Raw genomic sequence first — 18,570 nt, 5'->3', positions numbered from 1 at the left:
CCGCATCAGATTCGATAACACCGCTCGGCATTGCGGCGAAACAACGCCTCTTTGTCCGCGACGCTCGCACCGTCGACGATCGCCGCATACGCGCGCCACAAGTCCGTATATGAGCCGAACCGCCGGTCGACCGGGAAGTTCGACGCGAACATCGCGCGCTCCACGCCGAAGGTATCGATCGTTTCGAGCACGTAAGGCCGCAGGCTTTCGACGGTCCAGCGGTGATCGAACATCGCGAGCCCGCTGATCTTCACCGCGACGTTGCGGCAGCCCGCGAGCAGGCGCATGCCGTCGCGCCACGCGCGATACCCGGCGACGCTGCTGCGATCCACGAACATACCGGCGTGGTTGACGATGAAGAGCGTGTCACCGTGCGCACGCGCCAGCGCAGCGGCCTCTTTCATTTGCGACGGATACAGTTGCAGATCGAACGACATGTCATACCGGCGCAGCAGCGCGAAATGTTCGCGCCACTGCGGCTCGCGCATGAAATGACGGCCGACGTAATCGAACAGCTTGTTCTCGTGCACGTTCAGGATCTGCCGGATGCCGCGCGTGTTGGCGAACGACGCGTGCGCCTCGAGCAGCGCGGGCGCATTCGACGCGGACAGATCGACCGCCGCGACGATCGCGTTCGGCATGCCGCGCGAGTCCGCGCGATCCGCGATGGACTGCAGCCAGCGCGTCTCTTCGACCGGATCGGCGGGATCGTGATTCGCCTCGACGTGCACCAGTTTCAGTACGTCGATATCGCCCGCTTCGCCGAGCAGATCGTCGAGCAGGTAGTCATGCTTGAGCTCGCGCGCGTCGCCCACGAACGACACGCCGGGGTTTTCCAGCCACGGATAGCGATGCGTCTTCAGATCCCACAAGTGGATATGCGAATCGACAACCTGCATGCAGCACTCTCCGTCCGGTGAGGGTCACTTCGAAGTCAATTAACGTGGTCGCGCGGTGAACTGTCAGCTCAGCGAATTCAAATGAAAGACCGGTTCGAGCGACTGCTGAAGCGGCGTGTGATCCGGCGCGGTCTGCATGATGTCGGCCATGTAATCCCACCATTTGCGCATCACGTCGAGTTGCGGCAGTTCGTCCATCGTGTGATTGGAGGTCCGCGTCAGGATGGCGAAAAGATGGTTCGAGTCCGGATCGAAAAAAATCCGATAGTCTCGCACCCCGGCGTGGTGCAATGCATCAACCAGTTCAGGCCAGATTTGCGCGTGACGCCGTTCGTATTCCTCGCGCATGCCGGGGTTGAGCACCATGCGGAAAGCGATTGTTTCCATTGCGGCCTGTCTCCCGTCGTATTGGGGCGCTTTCCGGAGAAGCGTCTGATGCGACTATAATTCCTGCGTCGATAGCAACTCAATCCGTAGTTGGGATTGGGCGATCCACAAACCGAATCGCACCCCGACCATGAGCCAATATTCAGCTGCCGTCGCACTCGTCAACCGGCTCAAGTTCAAGCATCTCGCGTTGCTCGTCGCCCTCGACGACACGCGCAATCTCCACCAGGCCGCCGAGGCCGTCAACGTTGCGCAACCGAGCGCGAGCCGCATGCTCGGCGACATCGAAGAAGCGTTCGGCTTCCTGCTGTTCGAGCGCAACGCGCGCGGCATGACACCCACGCCGCTCGGCGTCGTCACGCTTGCTTACGCGCGGCGCGCGCTCGCCGAATTGACCCGCTTCGCCGAAGACCTCGACGTCAAGCGCCGCGGCGGTCATGGGCAATTGACCGTCGGCGCGATCATGGGCGCCGCGCCCGATCTGCTGGCGATGTCGGTGGCCGCGCTGAAAACCGAAAGCCCATTGCTCAACGTGCGCATTCTCGGCGAAACCAGCGACCAGGTCGTGCAATTGCTGCATCGCCGCGAAGTGGATCTCGCGCTTGGCCGCCTGACCAGTCCGCTGCAGCACAACGACTTCGGTTTCGAACCGCTCGCGCGCGAGACTTTGCTGCTGGTCGTGCGTTCGGTGCATCCGCTCGCGCAGCGCACGCGCATCACATTGTCCGAACTGGTGGACTGGCCATGGGTCGCACAACCCGTCACCAGCCCGGCGCGCGTGCTGTTCGAGGAAGAGCTCGCGCGTGCGGGACTCGCCACGCCGGTCAACCTGACTGAATGCGCGTCGATCTTCGCCACGCTGCAACTGCTCGAGAACTACGATGCGGTCGCAATGCTGCCGGAGTCGGTCGTGCGTGATCATTTGCGCGGCAAGCTGCTGATCGCATTGCCGCTCGAAATCGGCAAAAGTCTTGCCGGATTCGGCATTCTCACGCGCAAGGGGGAAGCGCTCGCCGAACCGGCGCTGCGTTTCATCGATCTGTTGCGCGGATTCTCGCGCACGCTCGCTCGCGACGGCGACGATCTCGCCGCGCTGTCCGCTCCAGACTCGCTGATCGCGCCCGACCCGGTGCATTGAAATCGGCATCGCGCGCAGTATTGGCACGTTCGCACGTTCCGCGCGTTACTGCAGATTGACGAACAAGCCGCCGTCGACCAGCAACGCGGCACCCGTCACATAACGCGCGCGATCCGACGCAAGAAACACGACGCACTCGGCGACATCGTCCGGACGTCCCAGGCGGCCAAGCGGAATGCGCTTTTCGAAGTACGCTTTCTTCGCTTCGTCGGCGAGGTCTTCCGCATTGAGGTCGGTCGCGATGGTGCCCGGCATCACCGAATTGCAGCGAATACCGTACGGCCCCAACGCGACCGCGCACGATTGCATCAGCGAATGCACGCCCGCCTTGGTCGGCGTGTAATGCGTCTGCATGCCTCCGCCCACCAACGCGCTGATCGAACTCGTCGCGACAATCGCGCCACCCGTGCCCTGCTTTTTCATCTGTTGTGCGGCGGCTTGCGTGACGTAAAACGCGCCGTTCAGATTGACCGCCACCGTCGATTCCAGCACCTCCGGCGGCATGTCGAGAAACGCATGGAACGGGCAGATGCCCGCATTGCTCGCGAGCACGTCGACCTTGCCGAATGCTTCGACGGTTTGGCGCACGAGTTGCTGGCCCGTGTCGCGCGCGGCGACGTTACCCTCGAGAGCGATCACGCGCCGCCCCAGCGCCTCTATTTCTTCGACCACCTCCGCGACGGCGGAGCGGCGTCCATAGGATGCGTCGTTATCGCCCCAGTAGTTGATCGCCACGTCCGCGCCTTCGGCGGCGCACGCGACGGCGATTGCGCGACCGATGCCACGCGAGCCGCCGGTGACGATCACGACCTTATCCTTGAGCAGCACGTCATTCTCCTTTGCCTGGTCATCGAAACTGCAAGCGTCGAGGTGCGGCCGACGCTCACTCCGCGCGCATTCAACGCGCCTGAACGTGGTTCAACGTGGATAAGGCCGCACCAACGCGCATTCGGGATTCAATCTCACGCCGAAGCCCGGCGTGTCCGGCACCTTCATCCGGCCATTCACGGGTACCGGCTCGTCGAGCAGAAGCGGCGTGAACATCGGCACGACTTCGTCGGCCTTCGGCGCCATCATCAGGAACTCGGCGAACGGCGAGTTGTGCCGCGTGACGACGAAGTGATAGCTGTACACCGACGAACCGTGCGGCACCACCATCACATTGTGCGCATCAGCGAGCGCGGAAATCTTGATCAACTCGGTGATGCCGCCGCACCAGCCGACATCCGGCTGGATCAGATCGCAGCACTCCATCTCCAGCAGCATGCGGAAACCCCAGCGCGTCGCCTCGTGTTCGCCGGTGGACACCATCATGCCGCGTGGCACGTTGCGGCGCAGTTCGGCGTAACCCCAGTAGTCGTCGGGCGGCAGACATTCCTCGATCCATTTCAGGCCGTATTCGTGCGCGCCTTGCGCGAGCCGCGTCGCGTAGCGCACGTCGAGGCTCATCCAGCAGTCGTACATCAGCCAGAAATCGTCGCCGACGCGGCTGCGCATGTCGGCGAGCTTCTCCAGATTCTGTTTGAGACCGGTTTCACCTTCGGCAGGACCGTGCTGCAAAGGCAGCTTGCCGCCGATGAAACCCATCTCCTTCGCGAGATCGGGTCGCGCGCCGGTCGCGTAGAACACCAGCTCGTCGCGCACCGGTCCGCCCAATAACTGGTACACCGGCTCCTTGCGCACTTTTGCGAGCAGATCCCACAACGCGAGATCGACACCCGAAATCGTATTCAGGACCACACCTTTGCGGCCGTAGTACAGCGTCGAGAAATACATCTGATCCCACATTTTCTCGATGTCGGTAACGAGCTGCCCTTCGAGAAAACGCGCGAGATGCTTTTCGACGATGAACGCACCGATCTCGCCGCCCGTCGTCACCGCGAAGCCGACCGTGCCGTCGCTCGCTTCGATCTCCACGACCAGCGTGCCGAGGACGTTGATCCCGAACGACTGGCGGCTCTCGCGATACTCGGGATAGCGCGCCATCGGCGTGGCGATGTGATCGTCGATCCAGTGTCCGCCGGGCTGATCGTGATAGTCCGCACCGCCGCCGCGAACGATGAAGGCACGCACGTGCCGGATAGTAGGCATGGCCATGAAAGGAGCTCCGTTATGGATGCGTCGAACGTACTGTCGACAATGCGCCTAGCAGGCGCGATGCGGTAAGTTGCGGGAAGGCGTGTTGGGGTGAGCGTGATGGCGGCGCATTACGCCGCCATCACCCGCCTGACGTGAAACGGGCGCGTGGGGGTCCATGTCGTCTCCTTCGCGGAGCGCGCGTGGCGGCTCCGCGTGTCTGTCCCGTTCTGAATGCGGCTGCGGCGCCGACGTTCGGGTGCGCGCTATGAGCGCTCAGTACGTGGCGCGTCCGCCTGACAGGTCGAACACCGAGCCCGTGCTGAACGCGCAATCCTCCGAGGAGAGCCACAGAATCAGCGACGCCGCCTCTTCAGGCAACAGGAAGCGGTTCATCGGAATCTTCGAGAGCATGTAGTCAATGTGCTGTTGCGACATCGAGTCGAAGATTTCGGTTTTGGCCGCGGCCGGCGTGACCGCGTTGACGAGAATGTTTCTGGTTGCCAGCTCTTTGCCGAGCGACTTGGTCAAACCGATCAGCCCGGCTTTCGACGCGCTGTAGTGCGAAGCGTTCGGGTTGCCCTCCTTGCCCGCCACCGACGCAATATTGACGATGCGCCCGTAGCCTTGCTTGAGCATCTGCGGCACCACTGCGCGGCAGGTCAGATAAGGGCCGATCAGATTCACGTCGATCACGCGGCGCCAGACGTCTGGCTCCAGTTCCCACGTCGCACCGTTGCCGCCGGTGATGCCGGCGCAGTTGATCAGCACGTCGATCGCGCCGTGCCCGGCGACGGTCTGCTCGACGGCCTGCGCGACGGCGGCTTCCTGAGTCAGCTCGACCGTGACCGCGCTGACTTTGCCCAGCTCGCTCAGTTCGCGCTGGCTGCGCGCGAGGCGCTCGGCGTCGACGTCCCACAATGCGACCGACGCGCCCGAATTCAGCGCCCGCTGCGCGACCGCGTAGCCGATGCCGCGCGCGCCGCCCGTGATGGCGACAACGCGCCCCTCCAGATCGATTTTATTCATCGCTGTGCTCCTGTCGGCCGCCCCGACGGGCGTGCCTGTAAGTTGTTGTATCGCTGCTGTCCGTGCTGATAGTTCAGCAATATACGAGCGGTGCGATGCGTCAACAATTCGAGTATTGGAGGGGGCGATAACAAAAGTGGATCGGAGGCGACATTGGCGCCTAGGGCACGCGGGTGTGTTGGTTCCTCAGCTTCCAAAGCACAGCGGCTGGTCAATCGGCTACATCGGTTGGCTGGAGATCGGCCACACTCGCCGTTATCAAACTTGGCGGTTCAGTGGCGGTGTCAACCGCGCTATCGACGGATATTCGCGATCGTTGCCTGCATGATCGCAATCACCTTATGCTCGTCCCCCACTCCGCTGAACACCCGGACTTCACCTGTGCACACGGTAAGGGTCTTGCCTGCATTCTGTACCCGTCCGATAGCCAGAAAGCGCTCACCAACAGCTGGCCGCAAGAGATTAATTTTGAACTCGGCTGTCACCACGTCAAAATCAGGCGCTAGCTTCGTCAGCGCTGCATATCCGCATGCGCTGTCTAGAATGCTCGTCGTAGCGCCCGCATGGAGATAGCCGTGCTGCTGAGATAGATGACTGGAAAAAGGCAGGCCGATCTGCACCTCCCCATCTTTAACGAGGAGAAGCTGTGCGCCAAGTGTCAGCATCAACCCCTGCGCGTTGAAGCTGTTTGCAATTCGCGTGTGAAGATCGGCCATTGTCGTCGGTAAAAGGTGGTTCGGTGAATGGCGATACAGCGGCGCTTAAATCGTATCAAGTCCTGCTGAAGGCCCGGCTATTGCAGCATGTCCGCAATCCGCAGATTTGACTGGCACCTCGCGCAATCGGCGGTGGATGTCAGCGTCGCCGAAGCTGCGAAGCTGCCGCAACCACGGGCCGAGCGTCTCAGCAGATTGAAGCTGCCAGCAGCAACTCGCGACAAGCCGCGATCTTACGTGCCCAGTCGTCAATCATCGCAGCGAAGCGCTCGCCTTCGAAATCCTGGAGCGCCTGTTCGCCCGCAGCGTTCAGCGCCGTGAGCTCGTAGCTCACGCATGCTTCGGTGCGCGCCTCGTCGAGTGCGACACAACGCACCTCGACAAGGCTGGTGCGCGAGGCCGGCGTGCAACGCAATAGCGCGATCGGTGTGCCCGACGGTCGAAGTCCACGAGGGTCCAGATGGTCAGTTCATCGCCCTGACCGGTGGTGAACACCATGCCGGACTCCGTGCGGCCGTCGCGGGGGTAGACATAGGTTGGCTTCCAGCCGTCAACCCACAGCTCCTCGCCGGCCGGCGTGAAAAACATGAAGGCTTGGTCGACCACGGCGTCGACCATGATCCGGTGGCTGGCGTGCAATCGGTGCGCCATGGGTGAATCCTCCGTTAGTCATGTGATGAGGCGGCCAAGCTGCCGCCGCCCGAGTCCAACCAGCAGCGCCGGCTGAGCACAGGTTGACGGTGCGTTCCCAACGTTCGTCGAAACGGTCGCGCAACCGGCTCACACCGGTAGCCAGCATCAACCATGAGAGCGCCGAGCCCGCCAGTACACCGGCCACGATCACCCAGGGCGACGCAGACGCCGCGCGTTTGGCCAAACAGGACGGGGCGGGTGTCGGCAAGATCGGATCCGTGTCGGGAATTATCCGGCGGCGTCGAAGGATTGCACAGGGCGAAACGCCAAGCGAAAATCGATTTAATCTCCGATTTTTCAAGGTAAAGGCGCGTCATCACCGAAACACTCCAACTCGACGCCACAGCCTGGGCGCTGTTGATGACGCTGCAGGAAGATGGCCGCGCGCCACTAGACCTTGGCTCTTGCCGCCGGGCTGTCGGTGCCCTGCCACGGTAGAGCGGCTCGAGCGCCTGAAGGACGCCGGCGTGGTGCGGTCGGTGAGCGCCGAACTCGATCCGGTGCACGCCGGCTACCTCGTGCGCGCCATTGTCGGCATCACCGTGCAGCAGTTCGGGAAGAATGCCTTTCTCGACAAGCTGCGCTGCGCGGAACGAAGCCGCGTCCACCTGCAACAGCTGTACTTTTCTCCGGCCGCCGCCCGACGCAAACGCATACGTTCGAACTGGCGCCTTGCGAGATCGCCTGGCGGGACTACATTTAATCAATATCGGTCAAGCTCATATGGCGCGATACGGCGGCGAATCGCGCAACGTGTCTGCCGCGCTGACATGAAAGGAGAGAGCAAATGGCGGAGATAAACAAGGAAGACGTCGTTGCAGTGCTCAACCGGATTCTCGAATCCGAGTTGGCCGGCGTCGTTCGGTATACGCACTACTCGTTTCTTGTTTTCGGCTTCGGGCGCATCCCGATCAGATCCTGGCTGCGCGAGCAGGCCGACGAATCGCTATTGCACGCCCAGCAGGTCGGAGAGTGGATCACCACACTGGGAGCCTATCCGTCGCTTGCGATCGGTCCCCTTCTCGACTCGCATACATTCGATATCGCGTCGATCCTCCGCGAATCGCTGCAAGCCGAGAACGTGGCGCTCGCGCTCTATCGCGAACTGCTCGCGCTCGTCGAGGACCGTTCCGTTGCGCTCGAGGAGTTCGCCCGTCAGATGATTCATGTCGAGGAGATGCACGCGGGCGAAGTCGACAAAATGCTGCGCCGCCCCGGAGAAATGACGACGTCGGCTGAACGGCTGGCGAGCCCACCCTGATCAACCCGTGGAGAGCGGCGAAACTCGACCGGTCGGAACTGGAGTTCTCGTGCCCGTCACGCACGTGCAGATCAACGAGCGATGCGCCGGCTTCGTACGCTTCGTGCGTGCTTGCATTCAATCTGCTCGGAGATCGTGATCGGCACAGCCGGGTTGTCCGTCTTGCGCGGAACTGAGCCAATGAGGGCAACGGAGATGACACACGGTTCGCTCATGGCCGGCGCTCCAGTTCAAGATTTACGTCCCATCCATGTGGCGAGCGATCGTGGCCGTGCACCACGTGTTCCGGGTCTAGTTCAAATGCGTGCCATACCCGGCAGGCTCAGCGACGTGTCGCCGAACACGACGAGTTTCTACCTTCATACGGAACATCGTTCAGCGGTGCAACACCACCAGATAACCCGGAAAGACTGCGCCCTGCGGAAGCAGCTCAGTTCTGGATGTTCTCCTCGCAATCTTCCCAGTACCTCAGCGGGTCGCGATGTTGTGGATAGCGCAAGTCGAGCCACGCTGACAGTCTGGTCCAATCTGGATGGTTGGTACCGGTTTGAGCAGACCAGGTCGACGACCTCTCAAGAATCTGACCGTTCCCGCGATCACGGACAAGCAAGCTGCCCAGTCCGCTTGAACTGTTCGCTTGCGACTCAACCAGATACCGTGGCAGGATCCTGAGTTCAGCATCCTTGGCCCATCCGTATAAGGCGCGGACCATGCCGGACGGATCCCGCAACTCTATCGGGCCGTTTTCCGGGCGGACGGCAGTCCATCCTTCCGGAAACTCGGCGACAACCTCGTTTTTACCCTCCCTCACCCACTTCACGCGCCATGCCCGCGCGATCGCCTCGCGCATGCGAGATACCGACTCGTAGCCATGCGGCAACTCGATCGCCATCGGAAGCGTAATGAGGTTGTCCTTCCAGAGTTTGGTTTCGTCATCGACGCGCTCGACCGCGTCGAATGCCCCTGCTTCGAACGGGTTCTCGGGCCGGCTCGATACTCTCGCCTTCGCGTCGGGCAGCCCCTCGAAAAGACGCTCGGCGTCATGACGGGTAAGTTTCGTCTTTCCTTTCATCATTGGTCTCTCTGCGGCAAAGGTGTCTCGCTAACGCCTGCCCTAATGATCGAAGTCGACCGCGGTTTCCTCTCACGCGCGGCTATGGCACGGTTTATGCCGCTGTTCCTGCTTCGGCATTTCGGATGGATCGATCCAAGCCAGGGACTGGAGCGTGTGCGGATGAAGATGAGGTCCATGAAGGCAATTTTGAAGCCATTGCGAAGCTGAATGGGCAACTCTGGTGTGCAGATAAGTTTGTTGTGCGAGCAATTTGCCGACGCGAAACTGACACCGGTTTGTGTTGTTGCGAAGAGCGAAATGGACTCAAAAACTATGCCGTACGCCCGCCATCACGCCAAGCTGACCGATACCCGGCGCGGGCGTCGTACCTCCGCCTCCCGGTCGACCGGTCGCATCCGTTGGAAGGTGGGACATGCGCGGAACCGTAATGCGCGTTCCGCGATGTTTTGGGTGTTCCACCTCGTCCAACAAAGTAATTGCATAGTCTTCCTGAGAAATTCTACTCGCACCTTCTGGATCGACCAGCAGGTTCTCCGCACCAGTTTGATATTTACCCGTTCGTCGATCCATCGCGCAAGAAGCGTATATGCCACACAGGACAGCTGCGCGATCAACTTCGGGCCGTCTCGTCATGCGCAATGACTGAGACGACGCATACCTTTCCGTCGCTATACGCACTTGTCGCGCATAGTCAATTGGCGATGCGGATCGAGCAAGGCTTGCGGACGGTATGCAGAAGCGCCACGGGCAAGTTGAGCGAACGGGGCTCTATGCCCTCGCTCGCCCGCCTTACATTGGTGCAGTGGCGCCGAATGCCGGCCGGCCTGATGCCCTCGACGGAATACAGCTACAGAACATCGACCGTCGCAAAAGCGCCGCCTCTGCTGATGCAGCGTCAGGTCCCAACCGGACGGATTGACAGTGCGTTTCTTACCGAGACCACGCCCGGAACACCCTTGGCCACCTCGGTTGCCCGGTCGCTTTGCGCTTGAAGAGGTACGCTGCCTTGCAACGTGACGGCACCGTCGCGAGCGCGGATCGTGACGTTGGACATCGCGATTCCTCTATCCTTCACCAATGCCGAACGAACCTGGCGCTGTAGCGCCCGGTTCGCCGCTTTCATCGATTTGTAATGCTGCCGTGCGCCGGCCGTTGTACTTGCGGGGGTCGCAGGGGCGGCCTCGCTCGACTGCGCGTAGGCATGGACCGAACTCACGATGAGAAGTGCTGCGCCTGCGGTCTTGATTGTGCGAATTGCGTTCATGCATTTTCTCCTGCTGTCGAAATTGTCAACGGTCCAAAATAGGGAACGCTGCACCGTTAAGGTTGTCAAGCCAACTCTGGATAGAACGATATTGCGACACTGCGTGGAGCGATATGCAGACGCAAGCAACCGAAACCACTGAAGGAAGTCTGATGCGTCCGATAGCAACAATACCTCAACTCGTGGCAAAGTGAAAAAAAGAGGCTTTGATGCAACGTTGTGCGAGTAATTATGCAGGCGTGATAATCGGCAAGGTGCAATTGCAGCAGCAAGAGACCGACCCGTGAAATTAAATCGCTGCCCAGCCAGCATTCGTCCCGGCAAAGCTGGACTCACACATCCTGCGATTCAACTTCTCCATCTGGTCGACGTTTCGTCCGCCATCACGGGAATACCCGCAATGACCGTGCAAAACGGTTCACCTACCATCAGGTGCTTGGTACGTGCGTGAAGCGTCACTCATACCGGCCTGCGATCCAACGATCCGGAGCTGCTTCCTGACAGGCGTCGCTGTCGACATTGCCTCGCTGGTTGCCATTACGCGGCAACGGCCAGCATCGACCGACGACAGCGAGGAGAGGCACAAGCACATCCATATTGAGCCCGAGCCTCTTCGTCCTCGGCATCGTCGATAGCCAGCAGATAGTCGATGAACAGTTCCTCGCCGGAGTCGACCGGCCGGAGCGTGTAGATGAAGATGCGACCGTCATCCTCGATGGTCTCGCAATTCGGCGTACAGGCGTGGTTCAGCCAGCGAGCGCTGTTGCCGCCTCGGCTGCCATCGATGACGCGCCCGTCCGACAGACCAAACAGAAAGGTGTGGCCCGCGATGCCTTCGCGTCGGTGCCGGCGGAGCGCGTCCCGCCAGGCTGTGATTTCGCCCTTGTACTCGAGCACGCGCTCGCCTGCTGCGAGCGGGCGCATTGCAAACACACCCTTGCCGTGCACCGGCGATTTCCGGACGATGACTCGCCGCATGATGTTTCCCTCCTTGGCCTATGCGTCAGTGTAGAGCCGGACAATTTTCCGCAGTTGTGAATAATTCCCGCGACGTTTTTCAGCCTGGGACCACCGCTCGCGTTTGTTGGTCGCGAGGTTTTTCATCTGTGGCATCAGGCGGGGGGCCTCAGCCAGTTACCGACCCAGGAACGTGGGCAGTCAGATTCGCTGCGGCTCAGCTTCCGGATTGCGGCGACTGCCGGGCGGACTGCCATTGGCTGAGGCGAAAGCCCCGAAACACGAAAACTGATTTGCGCCAACGGGGCTACCGCGGTCGCGGCTCGAAAAGTAAATTTCAGCCACCGTTTCGTGACATAGGCAAAACGGTGAAACGAAGCAATACCCTTTCCAAGGAGCACACCACATGCTAGATCGTACTGATGCGGCCACCCTGACGAACGACGCAGATGTCACAGCCGACGCGCAATACTTTGAATACACAAAAGCCGCGAATCCGATTGGCGCAAAACTCATTTCGCGCGTCCCGTTCAAGACATTCCCGGCCGAACTCTACGCCGACGGTCCGACGCGCGTTATCCCGCTGGACCTCTCAGGCGAGTTGGACTGCCCTGCCCCTGCGACGGGCCCCGGCCTTGTTGCAAACTTTGTGCGCATCGTCGCGGGTGAGTCCCTCCGTCTCGCTCCCTTGGCAAGCTCGCAGATCTTCTATGTCATCCGCGGGTCGGGAACGGCTGTACAGGGCGATCACGAAATTCCGTTTACAAAAGCTGCCTTTTTCTCCTTGCCCGGTGGTCTTCACTCCGTCATCACCGCCGACGAGGATGTGGCAATGTACTACGTGAATGACGCACCCCTATTGACCTATCTGGGCGTGGACTCCGTTTCTCCCCGATTCAAGCCGACTTTGTATCCGGCAGACCGAGCCGAAGCGGAGCTTCAGAAAATTGCCAACGAAACGAATGCGGGTCTTCGCAGCCGTATCTCCGTATTGCTCGGCAACGTTAATTTTCCCCAGACCCGAACCGTGACGCACGTCCTGTGGGCCATGTTCGGTCTGCTGCCCCGGCATTCGATTCAGAAGCCGCATCGCCATCAGTCAATCGCGCTCGATTTCATCGTCGACTGTCCGAAGGGGTGCTACACGCTCGTCGGCACAGAGCTGGATGAGGAAGGCAATATCGCCGATGCAACGCGCGTTGACTGGACGCCGGGCCTGGCGTTCGTCACGCCACCCGGTTATTGGCACGCTCACTTTAACGAATCGGCCGAAGACGCAAGACTGATTCCGATCCAGGATGCGGGCCTGCAAACCTACCTTCGTGCGCTGGATATCCGCTTCGCGAAGTAAGACGGCTCACTCTTTCTGCAACTTGTTGTAGCTGGTCATCGAGGCCTGCCCGAGCTCTTAAGCTGCGGCAGGCCTTGTCGCATGGGAGGAATTAAGAGGAGAATTCAGGCGAACCTTGGTCATCGGACGGGACACCAACTATCACTGGGCGCTATGCCCTCATCGTAATATCGTCTGGATGCAGTCCAGGTGACGCTTGCACGCGCCCCCTTACCTCGGATTTATACAATGGATTATTTCGCAGCGGTTCGGACATTCGTTCGTGCAGCAGAGTTGGGCAGTCTCACCCGAGCCGCCCAGGAACTATCCATCAAGACCTCGACCGTGTCGCGACACCTTAGCGAACTCGAGGCAGATCTTCGAATTGCGTTGTTCAACAGGTCAACGAGAGGTTTGTCGCTAACCGAGGGCGGCAAAGTTTTCTACGCCAGAGTTTCAGACGTATTGGCGCAATTGAACGACGCGAGAGAGGCGACTTCTTCACTTAACCTGAGCCCGTCAGGCGTGTTGCGAGTGACGATGCCCGTGTCATTCGGCCGCAAACATATCATGCCTTACCTCGGCGAATTTATGGACCGGTTTCGCAATATCGACGTGGATGCGACATTCACTGACGATGTCGTCAATCTTATCGAGTCCCAGATCGATCTGGGGATTCGGATAGGCGAACTGCGAGACTCGTCATTAATGGCTCGACGCCTCGCTGCGCACAGCCATGTAGCGTGTGCCGCGCCCGCATACATTAATGCCCGCGGGATGCCGACTACGCCGGCCGCATTGAATGCTCACGCGTGCCTGTTGTTCTCGCGGTCCTTGGGTAATTCCTGGTATAGCAGGCCGCTCGGTGAGCCATCCGCGAAATGGGAAAAAACTGCGGTAACAGGACGGCTTACGCTGAGCGATATCGACGCGTTGATGTCAGCAGCCGAAAGCGGTCTTGGCGTCGCTGCTTTACCCACATGGCTCGCAGATGAGGCGCTTGGCGACGGCCGCCTGATCCATGTCTGCCCCGCCTGGGATATTCAGCCCACAACGCAAGAAGCATCTATATGGGCGGTCTACCCAAGAAAGAAGACTGTTTCCTCGAAAGTCCGGTCGTTCATTGACTTCTTTGCCGAGAAGTTCGGCGACGCACCGTACTGGGAACGTCCGGCCGCCGCATACCTTAAACCAGAAAAGACCTAGACGCCGTGCGAAAGCAGTGCCTTTTCAGGCTGAAACTCGAAGGTCACTATCTCCGCCGCACGTAACTTGCCAAGGTAATGACGATCAGCGCACCTCGGCCGCCCATGCTTCGGCGTCGGCGCCGGCCGGGATACGCATCGGCGATGACGGGTCGGTCGCCGCGCGCCACACGGCTTCGGCGACGTCCTCTGCATGGGTGATCGGAGAAGACGTATCTCCCAGCTGTTCGAGGATCGTCTTGGCGAGATCGGCGTAGGCCTCGTGGTCAAAGCCGTGTATGTGAGCGCGCGCGTTATCGCCGAAGCGGGTGTCAGGCGCGCGGCCCGGCAGCACCAGGTGCGACCGCACGCCGAACGGCTCGAGTTCCAGCGCCATCGACTCGGTGAAGGCATTCACCGCCATCTTGCTCGCTCGGTACGCGGCGAGCAGCGGCAGTGCCTTCAACGTCACGCTCGACGTCACGTTCACGACGACGCCAGCCTTGCGCTGCCGGAACTGCGGCAGCACCGCTTGCGTCAAGGCGATCGTGCCGAAGCAGTTGGTCTCGAAGAGCTCGCGCACCGTCGCAAGCGGGACGAGTTCGGCCGGGGATGCCGCGCCGAAGCCCGCGTTGTTCACGAGGACGTCGATCGGGCCGGCAAGCTCGACCGCCTCGCGAATGCTCTGCGGATTCGTGACGTCGAGCGCCAGCACGCGCAGGCGTTCCGACGGCGGCAGTATGTCGGCGCGCGGCGTGCGCATCGTGGCGACGACCTGCCAGTCGCGGGCTAGAAAGTAGCGGGCGATCTCGAGGCCGAAACCGGAAGAGCAGCCGCTGATCAGGACGGTTTGCATGGGCATTCCTGTGAGGTGTTTGTGGGAGCCCCTACGATAGGTCTCTGAGACCGTACTTGCTACAATCAATGATCCGAATTTCATTTGCAGGAGTCCGGCGATGATCGATCCGTTGGCCGAAGTGGTGACGCTGCTTCAGCCGGGTGCCCGGTTCTCGAAACTCGTCCACGGCGCGAGCCCCTGGCGCACCGGTCGCTCGAATGCCGGCCAGCCGTTCTATTGCGTGCTCCTCGAAGGCGGGTGCCTCATCGCCATCGACGGACACGATCCCATCGAACTCCAGTCGGGTGACTTCGTCCTGATTCCCGCGGCATATGGCGTCTCGATGTCCAGCCTCGAGCCGCCGCCGGGACTGGACACGCCGGCGCCCGTCGCGTTGTGCAACGGTGAATTCAGAATCGGCCCCCTGGGCAATCCGATCGACGCGCGCATGATGGCGGGCCATTGCAGCTTCGGTTCGCCGGATGCGCCCCTGCTGGTCTCGCTGCTGCCGCAACTCGTGCATGTCCGCGGCGAACAGCGGCTGGCCACGCTCGTGCAACTCGTGCGAGAGGAGTCACACGAGCAGCGGCCCGCGCGCGAAGTCGTGCTCTCGCGGTTGCTGGAAGTGCTGCTCATCGAGGCGCTGCGTTCCACGGCAGGAGGAACGAACGCGTTACCGGGTCTCGTCAGCGGGCTCGCCGACGGCCGCCTCGCGGCCGCGATTCGCGAGATGCACGCGCGCCCGGCGCACGCGTGGACGGTCGCCGAGCTCGCTAAGGAAGCCGCGCTGTCGCGCTCGACCTTCTTCGAGCGCTTCAGCCGTGCGGTCGGCGTCGCGCCGATGGAATATCTGCTCACCTGGCGCATGGCGCTCGCGAAGGATCTGCTGCGCCGTAGCGAAGGCCGGATCGCGGAGATCGCGGAGCGCGTCGGCTATAGCTCTGCCAGCACCTTCAGCGTCGCCTTCACCCGACACGTTGGCCGGCCACCGACGCGGTACGCGCGTGAGGAGCAGGCGGCCGCGAACAAGGCGTAGCACGGCGCAAGCAGGCGCTTCCTGGATGTGGACGCGCGTGCCCGGCTCAATCGTGTTCCGCACGTGCGTACTGCGCGATGCATCGAGGGACTGAAACGGCTCGCGCAAGAGCGGGGCCCCGCGTCGGTCTGCGGTCTGACCCGAGGAGTCGATGCCTGGAGGCAACTGAAGCACTCTGCCTTCCGTTCTCCTGAATATGGAACGAAAACAATAAGTCAATATTGGTACTACGAGCAGGCGCGGCCTTAATGCTGGCCGGCGTTCAACAGCATCCAGATCTGCTGCGTCGGCGGCCCGGCAAGTATTCGCGCAAACACCGCGCGGCATCGCATGCAGGTGTAGTGCTCCTCCTTTCGTGTATCCGATACCGCGCCTACGCTATCGAACCTGAGATCTTCGTGCGGGGGACTCGCGGCCGGCTCCCCGTAGAGATCGGAGCACGGTCTGCAAGGTTGAATCCACAGGTCCATTTGTGTTTTGCCAATGAATGAGCACTGCCCGCGTGGAGTTGCACCGACAGTTGCACGGACACATACGAACGAACTCCGCGTGCTCCTATGAAGGGGCTTCCGCGCGAGCTTTCACGTCTTGCGCGTCAACGGAGCACCGGCCGCATCCACACGAAGGGCAAGTCTCGCCTACTCGTCCGATTCGATGAAAAGCATCGAAACATACAGGACGGTCGACACGATGATGATGCCCACGCCGACCAGCACCTTCGTCCGGTCGAAGTAAAGACCGCCCTTGATCACCACGCCGATTCCCACGACCGCCGCCAACGTGCCGAACGCGGCGAGCCCGAGATGCACCTTGCTGCGGATGAGTTTTCTGCGAGCCGATGCGTCGGTGGACTTCACTGGTTTCTGTTCCATTCCATGCTCCTTCGCACGCGACGGCCGGAGCGCGTCGACGATCGTTGCTGGGCACGGCGTCGAACTTCGGGCGCAGCGCGATTCGAATCGCAATCGCACTGCCGCGGACGTCGTACGCGATGTGACGCGTCACTCGCGCCATGCGCTCGTCATTTGAGTTCGGCGCCGTCGCGCGACACTGAGGCCGCGATAGCGGCGACGAATACCGCCCGCACCGAATCGCCCACCTTGACGCCGGCCAATGAAACGTCCGGCGCCACGTCGAGCGTTTCGGTGCGCGTCGGCCCGCGCAGCGTGACCGAGTGACGCTTGCGGTCGATTTTCTGCACGGTCGCGACCACCTCGACACGACGCGCCGACGTCACGACGCCACCCGACGCGGGCTGTGCAAGCTGGGTATCGATACGCTGACGGATGCCGCTCGTCGCGACCTTGTCAACGCCGATCAGAACGGCCTTCTTGTAGGCAATGTCGACGATGTCGCCCACGTGCAGCTTTTTCACGTCTGCCAGTTCCGGATTCACGTCGACGATCTCGACGTTGCCACGCGGACCACGCAACGCGACGCTGTTCGACTCCGCATCGATTGCGACGACACGCGCCTGCACGTGAACCAGCGCCGCCGCGCCGACCGCCTGTGGCACTGAAGCCGGCTCCTGTGCCATGGCCGGGTAAGCCGTTGCGAGCAGTAACGCCAGCACGACCGGAATAGCCTTCACGCGACCCAACTTCGACTTCGGTGTCTTGCAAGCCATGGATTAATCCTTTTTGAGTGTGTCGTTGGTACAAGTCAGTCACACAAGCCATTCCATTGACCGTCCCTGCGCTGTCTCCGACAGGCCGCGCAGAATGATCGTACACGCGAGCCCGCTCCGCCGCCATGATCAGCCGTTGCTGTTTCTGCGCGGCGGAGTGGCGTTCTGGCGTGGCGGCACGGATCGGCGCCGTGGTCGATCCATGGCGCATTGCAGATGCATTGGGTTGGCAGACGTGCGGATATGGCTGGCTCATCCCGCTGGCGCACATCAGATGCGCAGGGAATGAGTTCGCATGCGTGGTATTGCGCCACGACTTCGCGCGAAGGTTGAACATGCGCCGCCGGGCGGCCGATCGGTCGGACGCCTCGCGCCAGAGGAACGGCGGCGGCGCGCTCACCCATGCCGATCGGAGCGCGCTTCAGCGTGAGCTATCCACCGCGTGCGCACACGTCACAGTTCGCGACCGACCAGGCGGAAGATCGGCGTCCTGAATGCCGAAGCGAACCGCAGCAGGCAAATAATCGCATCGACTTTTTTTCATTCACTCGCCTGCACCGGCTTCTTTTCCACACAGGCATCCACATCGACGCTTTCCGTGCGCGTGCCAGCGGCCTTGCTCGCCAGTTGCAAATACGCTGCGGCAAGGCGTCGAAGCTCGTCCTCGGATGCGGCCTCGATGCCGATTAGCTGATTGTTCGCGGCGCGATGCGAGGCGAGCAGTTCGTTCAGCTTCAGATGTACGGCCACGCTGTCCTTGTTCTGACCTTGCTGGATCAGAAAGACCATCAGAAACGTGATGATGGTCGTGCCCGTATTGATGACCAGTTGCCAAGCATCGGAGAAGTGAAACAGCGGTCCGGTGATGGCCCAGCCGAGCACCGTAATTGCCGCGACGCCGAAAGCGACCGGCGAACCCGCGAGCCGCATCACCGCACTGGCAAAGGCGTCGAACGCCCGGGTGACGGGGTGCGTCGGCGCGGGAACCGTACGCGATGCGTCCGGCGCGGTGCCAGGACTGTCCGCAGATGAGCTAGGTGCGGCTTCTCGCATGGCTGCC

Annotated in this window: 22 protein-coding genes and 1 pseudogene; 7 read left to right on the top strand and 16 right to left on the bottom strand. The window is 61.4% G+C overall.

Annotated features, from left to right (window positions below):
- Nucleotides 1-5: 5 nt before the first annotated feature.
- Nucleotides 6-899 carry an amidohydrolase family protein gene (locus HV770_RS09385; protein WP_175159127.1) on the bottom strand — a complete coding sequence of 298 codons (894 nt, stop codon included), beginning with the start codon at nucleotides 897-899 and terminating at the stop codon, nucleotides 6-8.
- A gap of 63 nt (nucleotides 900-962) precedes the next feature.
- Nucleotides 963-1,286, bottom strand: coding sequence for an L-rhamnose mutarotase (gene rhaM, locus HV770_RS09380; protein ID WP_121323048.1), 324 nt, complete (start codon nucleotides 1,284-1,286; stop codon nucleotides 963-965).
- A 130-nt stretch (nucleotides 1,287-1,416) separates the two neighbouring features.
- On the opposite strand from rhaM, the gene HV770_RS09375 reads away from it, so the two are divergent.
- Nucleotides 1,417-2,424: a LysR family transcriptional regulator gene (locus HV770_RS09375; protein WP_175159126.1), complete on the top strand. Its 1,008-nt coding sequence runs from the start codon at nucleotides 1,417-1,419 to the stop codon at nucleotides 2,422-2,424.
- Nucleotides 2,425-2,469: 45 nt separating this feature from the next.
- Here HV770_RS09375 and lra1 read toward each other — a convergent pair whose 3' ends face one another.
- The 6 genes from lra1 to HV770_RS09350 all read right to left on the bottom strand — a co-directional run bounded on the left by lra1 (nucleotide 2,470) and on the right by HV770_RS09350 (nucleotide 6,896).
- Nucleotides 2,470-3,252 carry an L-rhamnose 1-dehydrogenase Lra1 gene (gene lra1 / locus HV770_RS09370; RefSeq protein WP_175159125.1) on the bottom strand — a complete coding sequence of 261 codons (783 nt, stop codon included), beginning with the start codon at nucleotides 3,250-3,252 and terminating at the stop codon, nucleotides 2,470-2,472.
- Nucleotides 3,253-3,342: 90 nt separating this feature from the next.
- Nucleotides 3,343-4,521 (bottom strand): L-rhamnonate dehydratase, encoded by a 1,179-nt coding sequence (gene rhmD, locus HV770_RS09365; protein WP_175159124.1) that lies wholly within the window; start codon nucleotides 4,519-4,521, stop codon nucleotides 3,343-3,345.
- 255 nt (nucleotides 4,522-4,776) lie between these two features.
- Nucleotides 4,777-5,529: an SDR family NAD(P)-dependent oxidoreductase gene (locus tag HV770_RS09360; RefSeq protein WP_175159123.1), complete on the bottom strand. Its 753-nt coding sequence runs from the start codon at nucleotides 5,527-5,529 to the stop codon at nucleotides 4,777-4,779.
- A gap of 293 nt (nucleotides 5,530-5,822) precedes the next feature.
- On the bottom strand, nucleotides 5,823-6,245 hold the full coding sequence (locus HV770_RS09355; protein WP_121323058.1) for a PaaI family thioesterase: 423 nt from the start codon (nucleotides 6,243-6,245) through the stop codon (nucleotides 5,823-5,825).
- A gap of 187 nt (nucleotides 6,246-6,432) precedes the next feature.
- Nucleotides 6,433-6,579 carry a hypothetical protein gene (locus HV770_RS38165; RefSeq protein ID WP_217468580.1) on the bottom strand — a complete coding sequence of 49 codons (147 nt, stop codon included), beginning with the start codon at nucleotides 6,577-6,579 and terminating at the stop codon, nucleotides 6,433-6,435.
- Nucleotides 6,576-6,896 carry a hypothetical protein gene (locus tag HV770_RS09350; RefSeq protein WP_217468579.1) on the bottom strand — a complete coding sequence of 107 codons (321 nt, stop codon included), beginning with the start codon at nucleotides 6,894-6,896 and terminating at the stop codon, nucleotides 6,576-6,578. The genes HV770_RS38165 and HV770_RS09350 overlap by 4 nt, the downstream gene beginning before the upstream one ends.
- An 83-nt stretch (nucleotides 6,897-6,979) precedes the next feature.
- On the opposite strand from HV770_RS09350, the gene HV770_RS09345 reads away from it, so the two are divergent.
- The gene (locus HV770_RS09345) at nucleotides 6,980-7,738 is read left to right on the top strand and encodes an Lrp/AsnC family transcriptional regulator (protein WP_175159122.1); all 759 of its coding nucleotides are present in this window, start codon (nucleotides 6,980-6,982) and stop codon (nucleotides 7,736-7,738) included.
- A complete protein-coding gene (locus HV770_RS09340) occupies nucleotides 7,726-8,199 on the top strand; it encodes a ferritin-like domain-containing protein (protein WP_175159121.1) in 474 nt (157 codons plus the stop codon). The genes HV770_RS09345 and HV770_RS09340 overlap by 13 nt, the downstream gene beginning before the upstream one ends.
- On the opposite strand, the pseudogene HV770_RS09335 reads toward HV770_RS09340, so the two are convergent.
- Both HV770_RS09335 and HV770_RS09330 read right to left on the bottom strand, forming a co-directional pair.
- Nucleotides 8,177-8,414 (bottom strand): annotated as a pseudogene (locus HV770_RS09335) (3-keto-5-aminohexanoate cleavage protein); the annotation flags it as partial. The gene HV770_RS09340 and the pseudogene HV770_RS09335 overlap by 23 nt on opposite strands.
- 215 nt (nucleotides 8,415-8,629) lie before the next feature.
- A complete protein-coding gene (locus HV770_RS09330; RefSeq protein WP_175159120.1) occupies nucleotides 8,630-9,274 on the bottom strand; it encodes a hypothetical protein in 645 nt (214 codons plus the stop codon).
- Nucleotides 9,275-9,481: 207 nt separating this feature from the next.
- Between HV770_RS09330 and HV770_RS39655 the strand changes: the two genes are divergently transcribed.
- Nucleotides 9,482-9,916 carry a hypothetical protein gene (locus tag HV770_RS39655; protein ID WP_175159119.1) on the top strand — a complete coding sequence of 145 codons (435 nt, stop codon included), beginning with the start codon at nucleotides 9,482-9,484 and terminating at the stop codon, nucleotides 9,914-9,916.
- A gap of 253 nt (nucleotides 9,917-10,169) precedes the next feature.
- On the opposite strand, the gene HV770_RS09320 is transcribed toward HV770_RS39655, so the two are convergent.
- Together HV770_RS09320 and HV770_RS09315 are read right to left on the bottom strand one after the other, a co-directional pair.
- A complete protein-coding gene (locus HV770_RS09320; protein ID WP_175159118.1) occupies nucleotides 10,170-10,538 on the bottom strand; it encodes a BON domain-containing protein in 369 nt (122 codons plus the stop codon).
- A 537-nt stretch (nucleotides 10,539-11,075) separates the two neighbouring features.
- On the bottom strand, nucleotides 11,076-11,516 hold the full coding sequence (locus HV770_RS09315; protein WP_175159117.1) for an SET domain-containing protein: 441 nt from the start codon (nucleotides 11,514-11,516) through the stop codon (nucleotides 11,076-11,078).
- A 385-nt stretch (nucleotides 11,517-11,901) separates the two neighbouring features.
- Here HV770_RS09315 and HV770_RS09310 point away from each other — a divergent pair, with 385 nt between their 5' ends.
- Nucleotides 11,902-12,846, top strand: coding sequence for a cupin domain-containing protein (locus HV770_RS09310; protein WP_175159116.1), 945 nt, complete (start codon nucleotides 11,902-11,904; stop codon nucleotides 12,844-12,846).
- A gap of 228 nt (nucleotides 12,847-13,074) precedes the next feature.
- On the top strand, nucleotides 13,075-14,031 hold the full coding sequence (locus tag HV770_RS09305) for a LysR family transcriptional regulator (protein WP_175159115.1): 957 nt from the start codon (nucleotides 13,075-13,077) through the stop codon (nucleotides 14,029-14,031).
- Nucleotides 14,032-14,115: 84 nt separating this feature from the next.
- Here HV770_RS09305 and HV770_RS09300 read toward each other — a convergent pair whose 3' ends face one another.
- Nucleotides 14,116-14,865 (bottom strand): SDR family oxidoreductase, encoded by a 750-nt coding sequence (locus tag HV770_RS09300; protein ID WP_175159114.1) that lies wholly within the window; start codon nucleotides 14,863-14,865, stop codon nucleotides 14,116-14,118.
- 100 nt (nucleotides 14,866-14,965) lie between these two features.
- Here HV770_RS09300 and HV770_RS09295 point away from each other — a divergent pair, with 100 nt between their 5' ends.
- Complete coding sequence (locus HV770_RS09295; protein ID WP_175159113.1) at nucleotides 14,966-15,883, top strand: AraC family transcriptional regulator; 918 nt, start codon at nucleotides 14,966-14,968, stop codon at nucleotides 15,881-15,883.
- A 638-nt stretch (nucleotides 15,884-16,521) separates the two neighbouring features.
- Here HV770_RS09295 and HV770_RS09290 read toward each other — a convergent pair.
- The 3 genes from HV770_RS09290 to HV770_RS09280 all read right to left on the bottom strand — a co-directional run bounded on the left by HV770_RS09290 (nucleotide 16,522) and on the right by HV770_RS09280 (nucleotide 18,563).
- Entirely contained in the window at nucleotides 16,522-16,755 is a 234-nt protein-coding gene (locus HV770_RS09290) for a DUF2964 family protein (RefSeq protein ID WP_121323080.1), read from the bottom strand.
- Nucleotides 16,756-16,904: 149 nt separating this feature from the next.
- The gene (locus tag HV770_RS09285) at nucleotides 16,905-17,510 is read right to left on the bottom strand and encodes a hypothetical protein (protein WP_175159112.1); all 606 of its coding nucleotides are present in this window, start codon (nucleotides 17,508-17,510) and stop codon (nucleotides 16,905-16,907) included.
- A gap of 540 nt (nucleotides 17,511-18,050) precedes the next feature.
- Entirely contained in the window at nucleotides 18,051-18,563 is a 513-nt protein-coding gene (locus HV770_RS09280; RefSeq protein WP_175159111.1) for a low affinity iron permease family protein, read from the bottom strand.
- Between the last annotated feature and the right edge of the window lie 7 nt (nucleotides 18,564-18,570).

The organism is Paraburkholderia fynbosensis (assembly GCF_902859935.1).
Lineage (GTDB): Bacteria > Pseudomonadota > Gammaproteobacteria > Burkholderiales > Burkholderiaceae > Paraburkholderia > Paraburkholderia fynbosensis.
The sequence above is the reverse complement of the archived record's forward strand: the minus strand, read 5'-3'. Positions and strand labels throughout refer to the sequence as shown.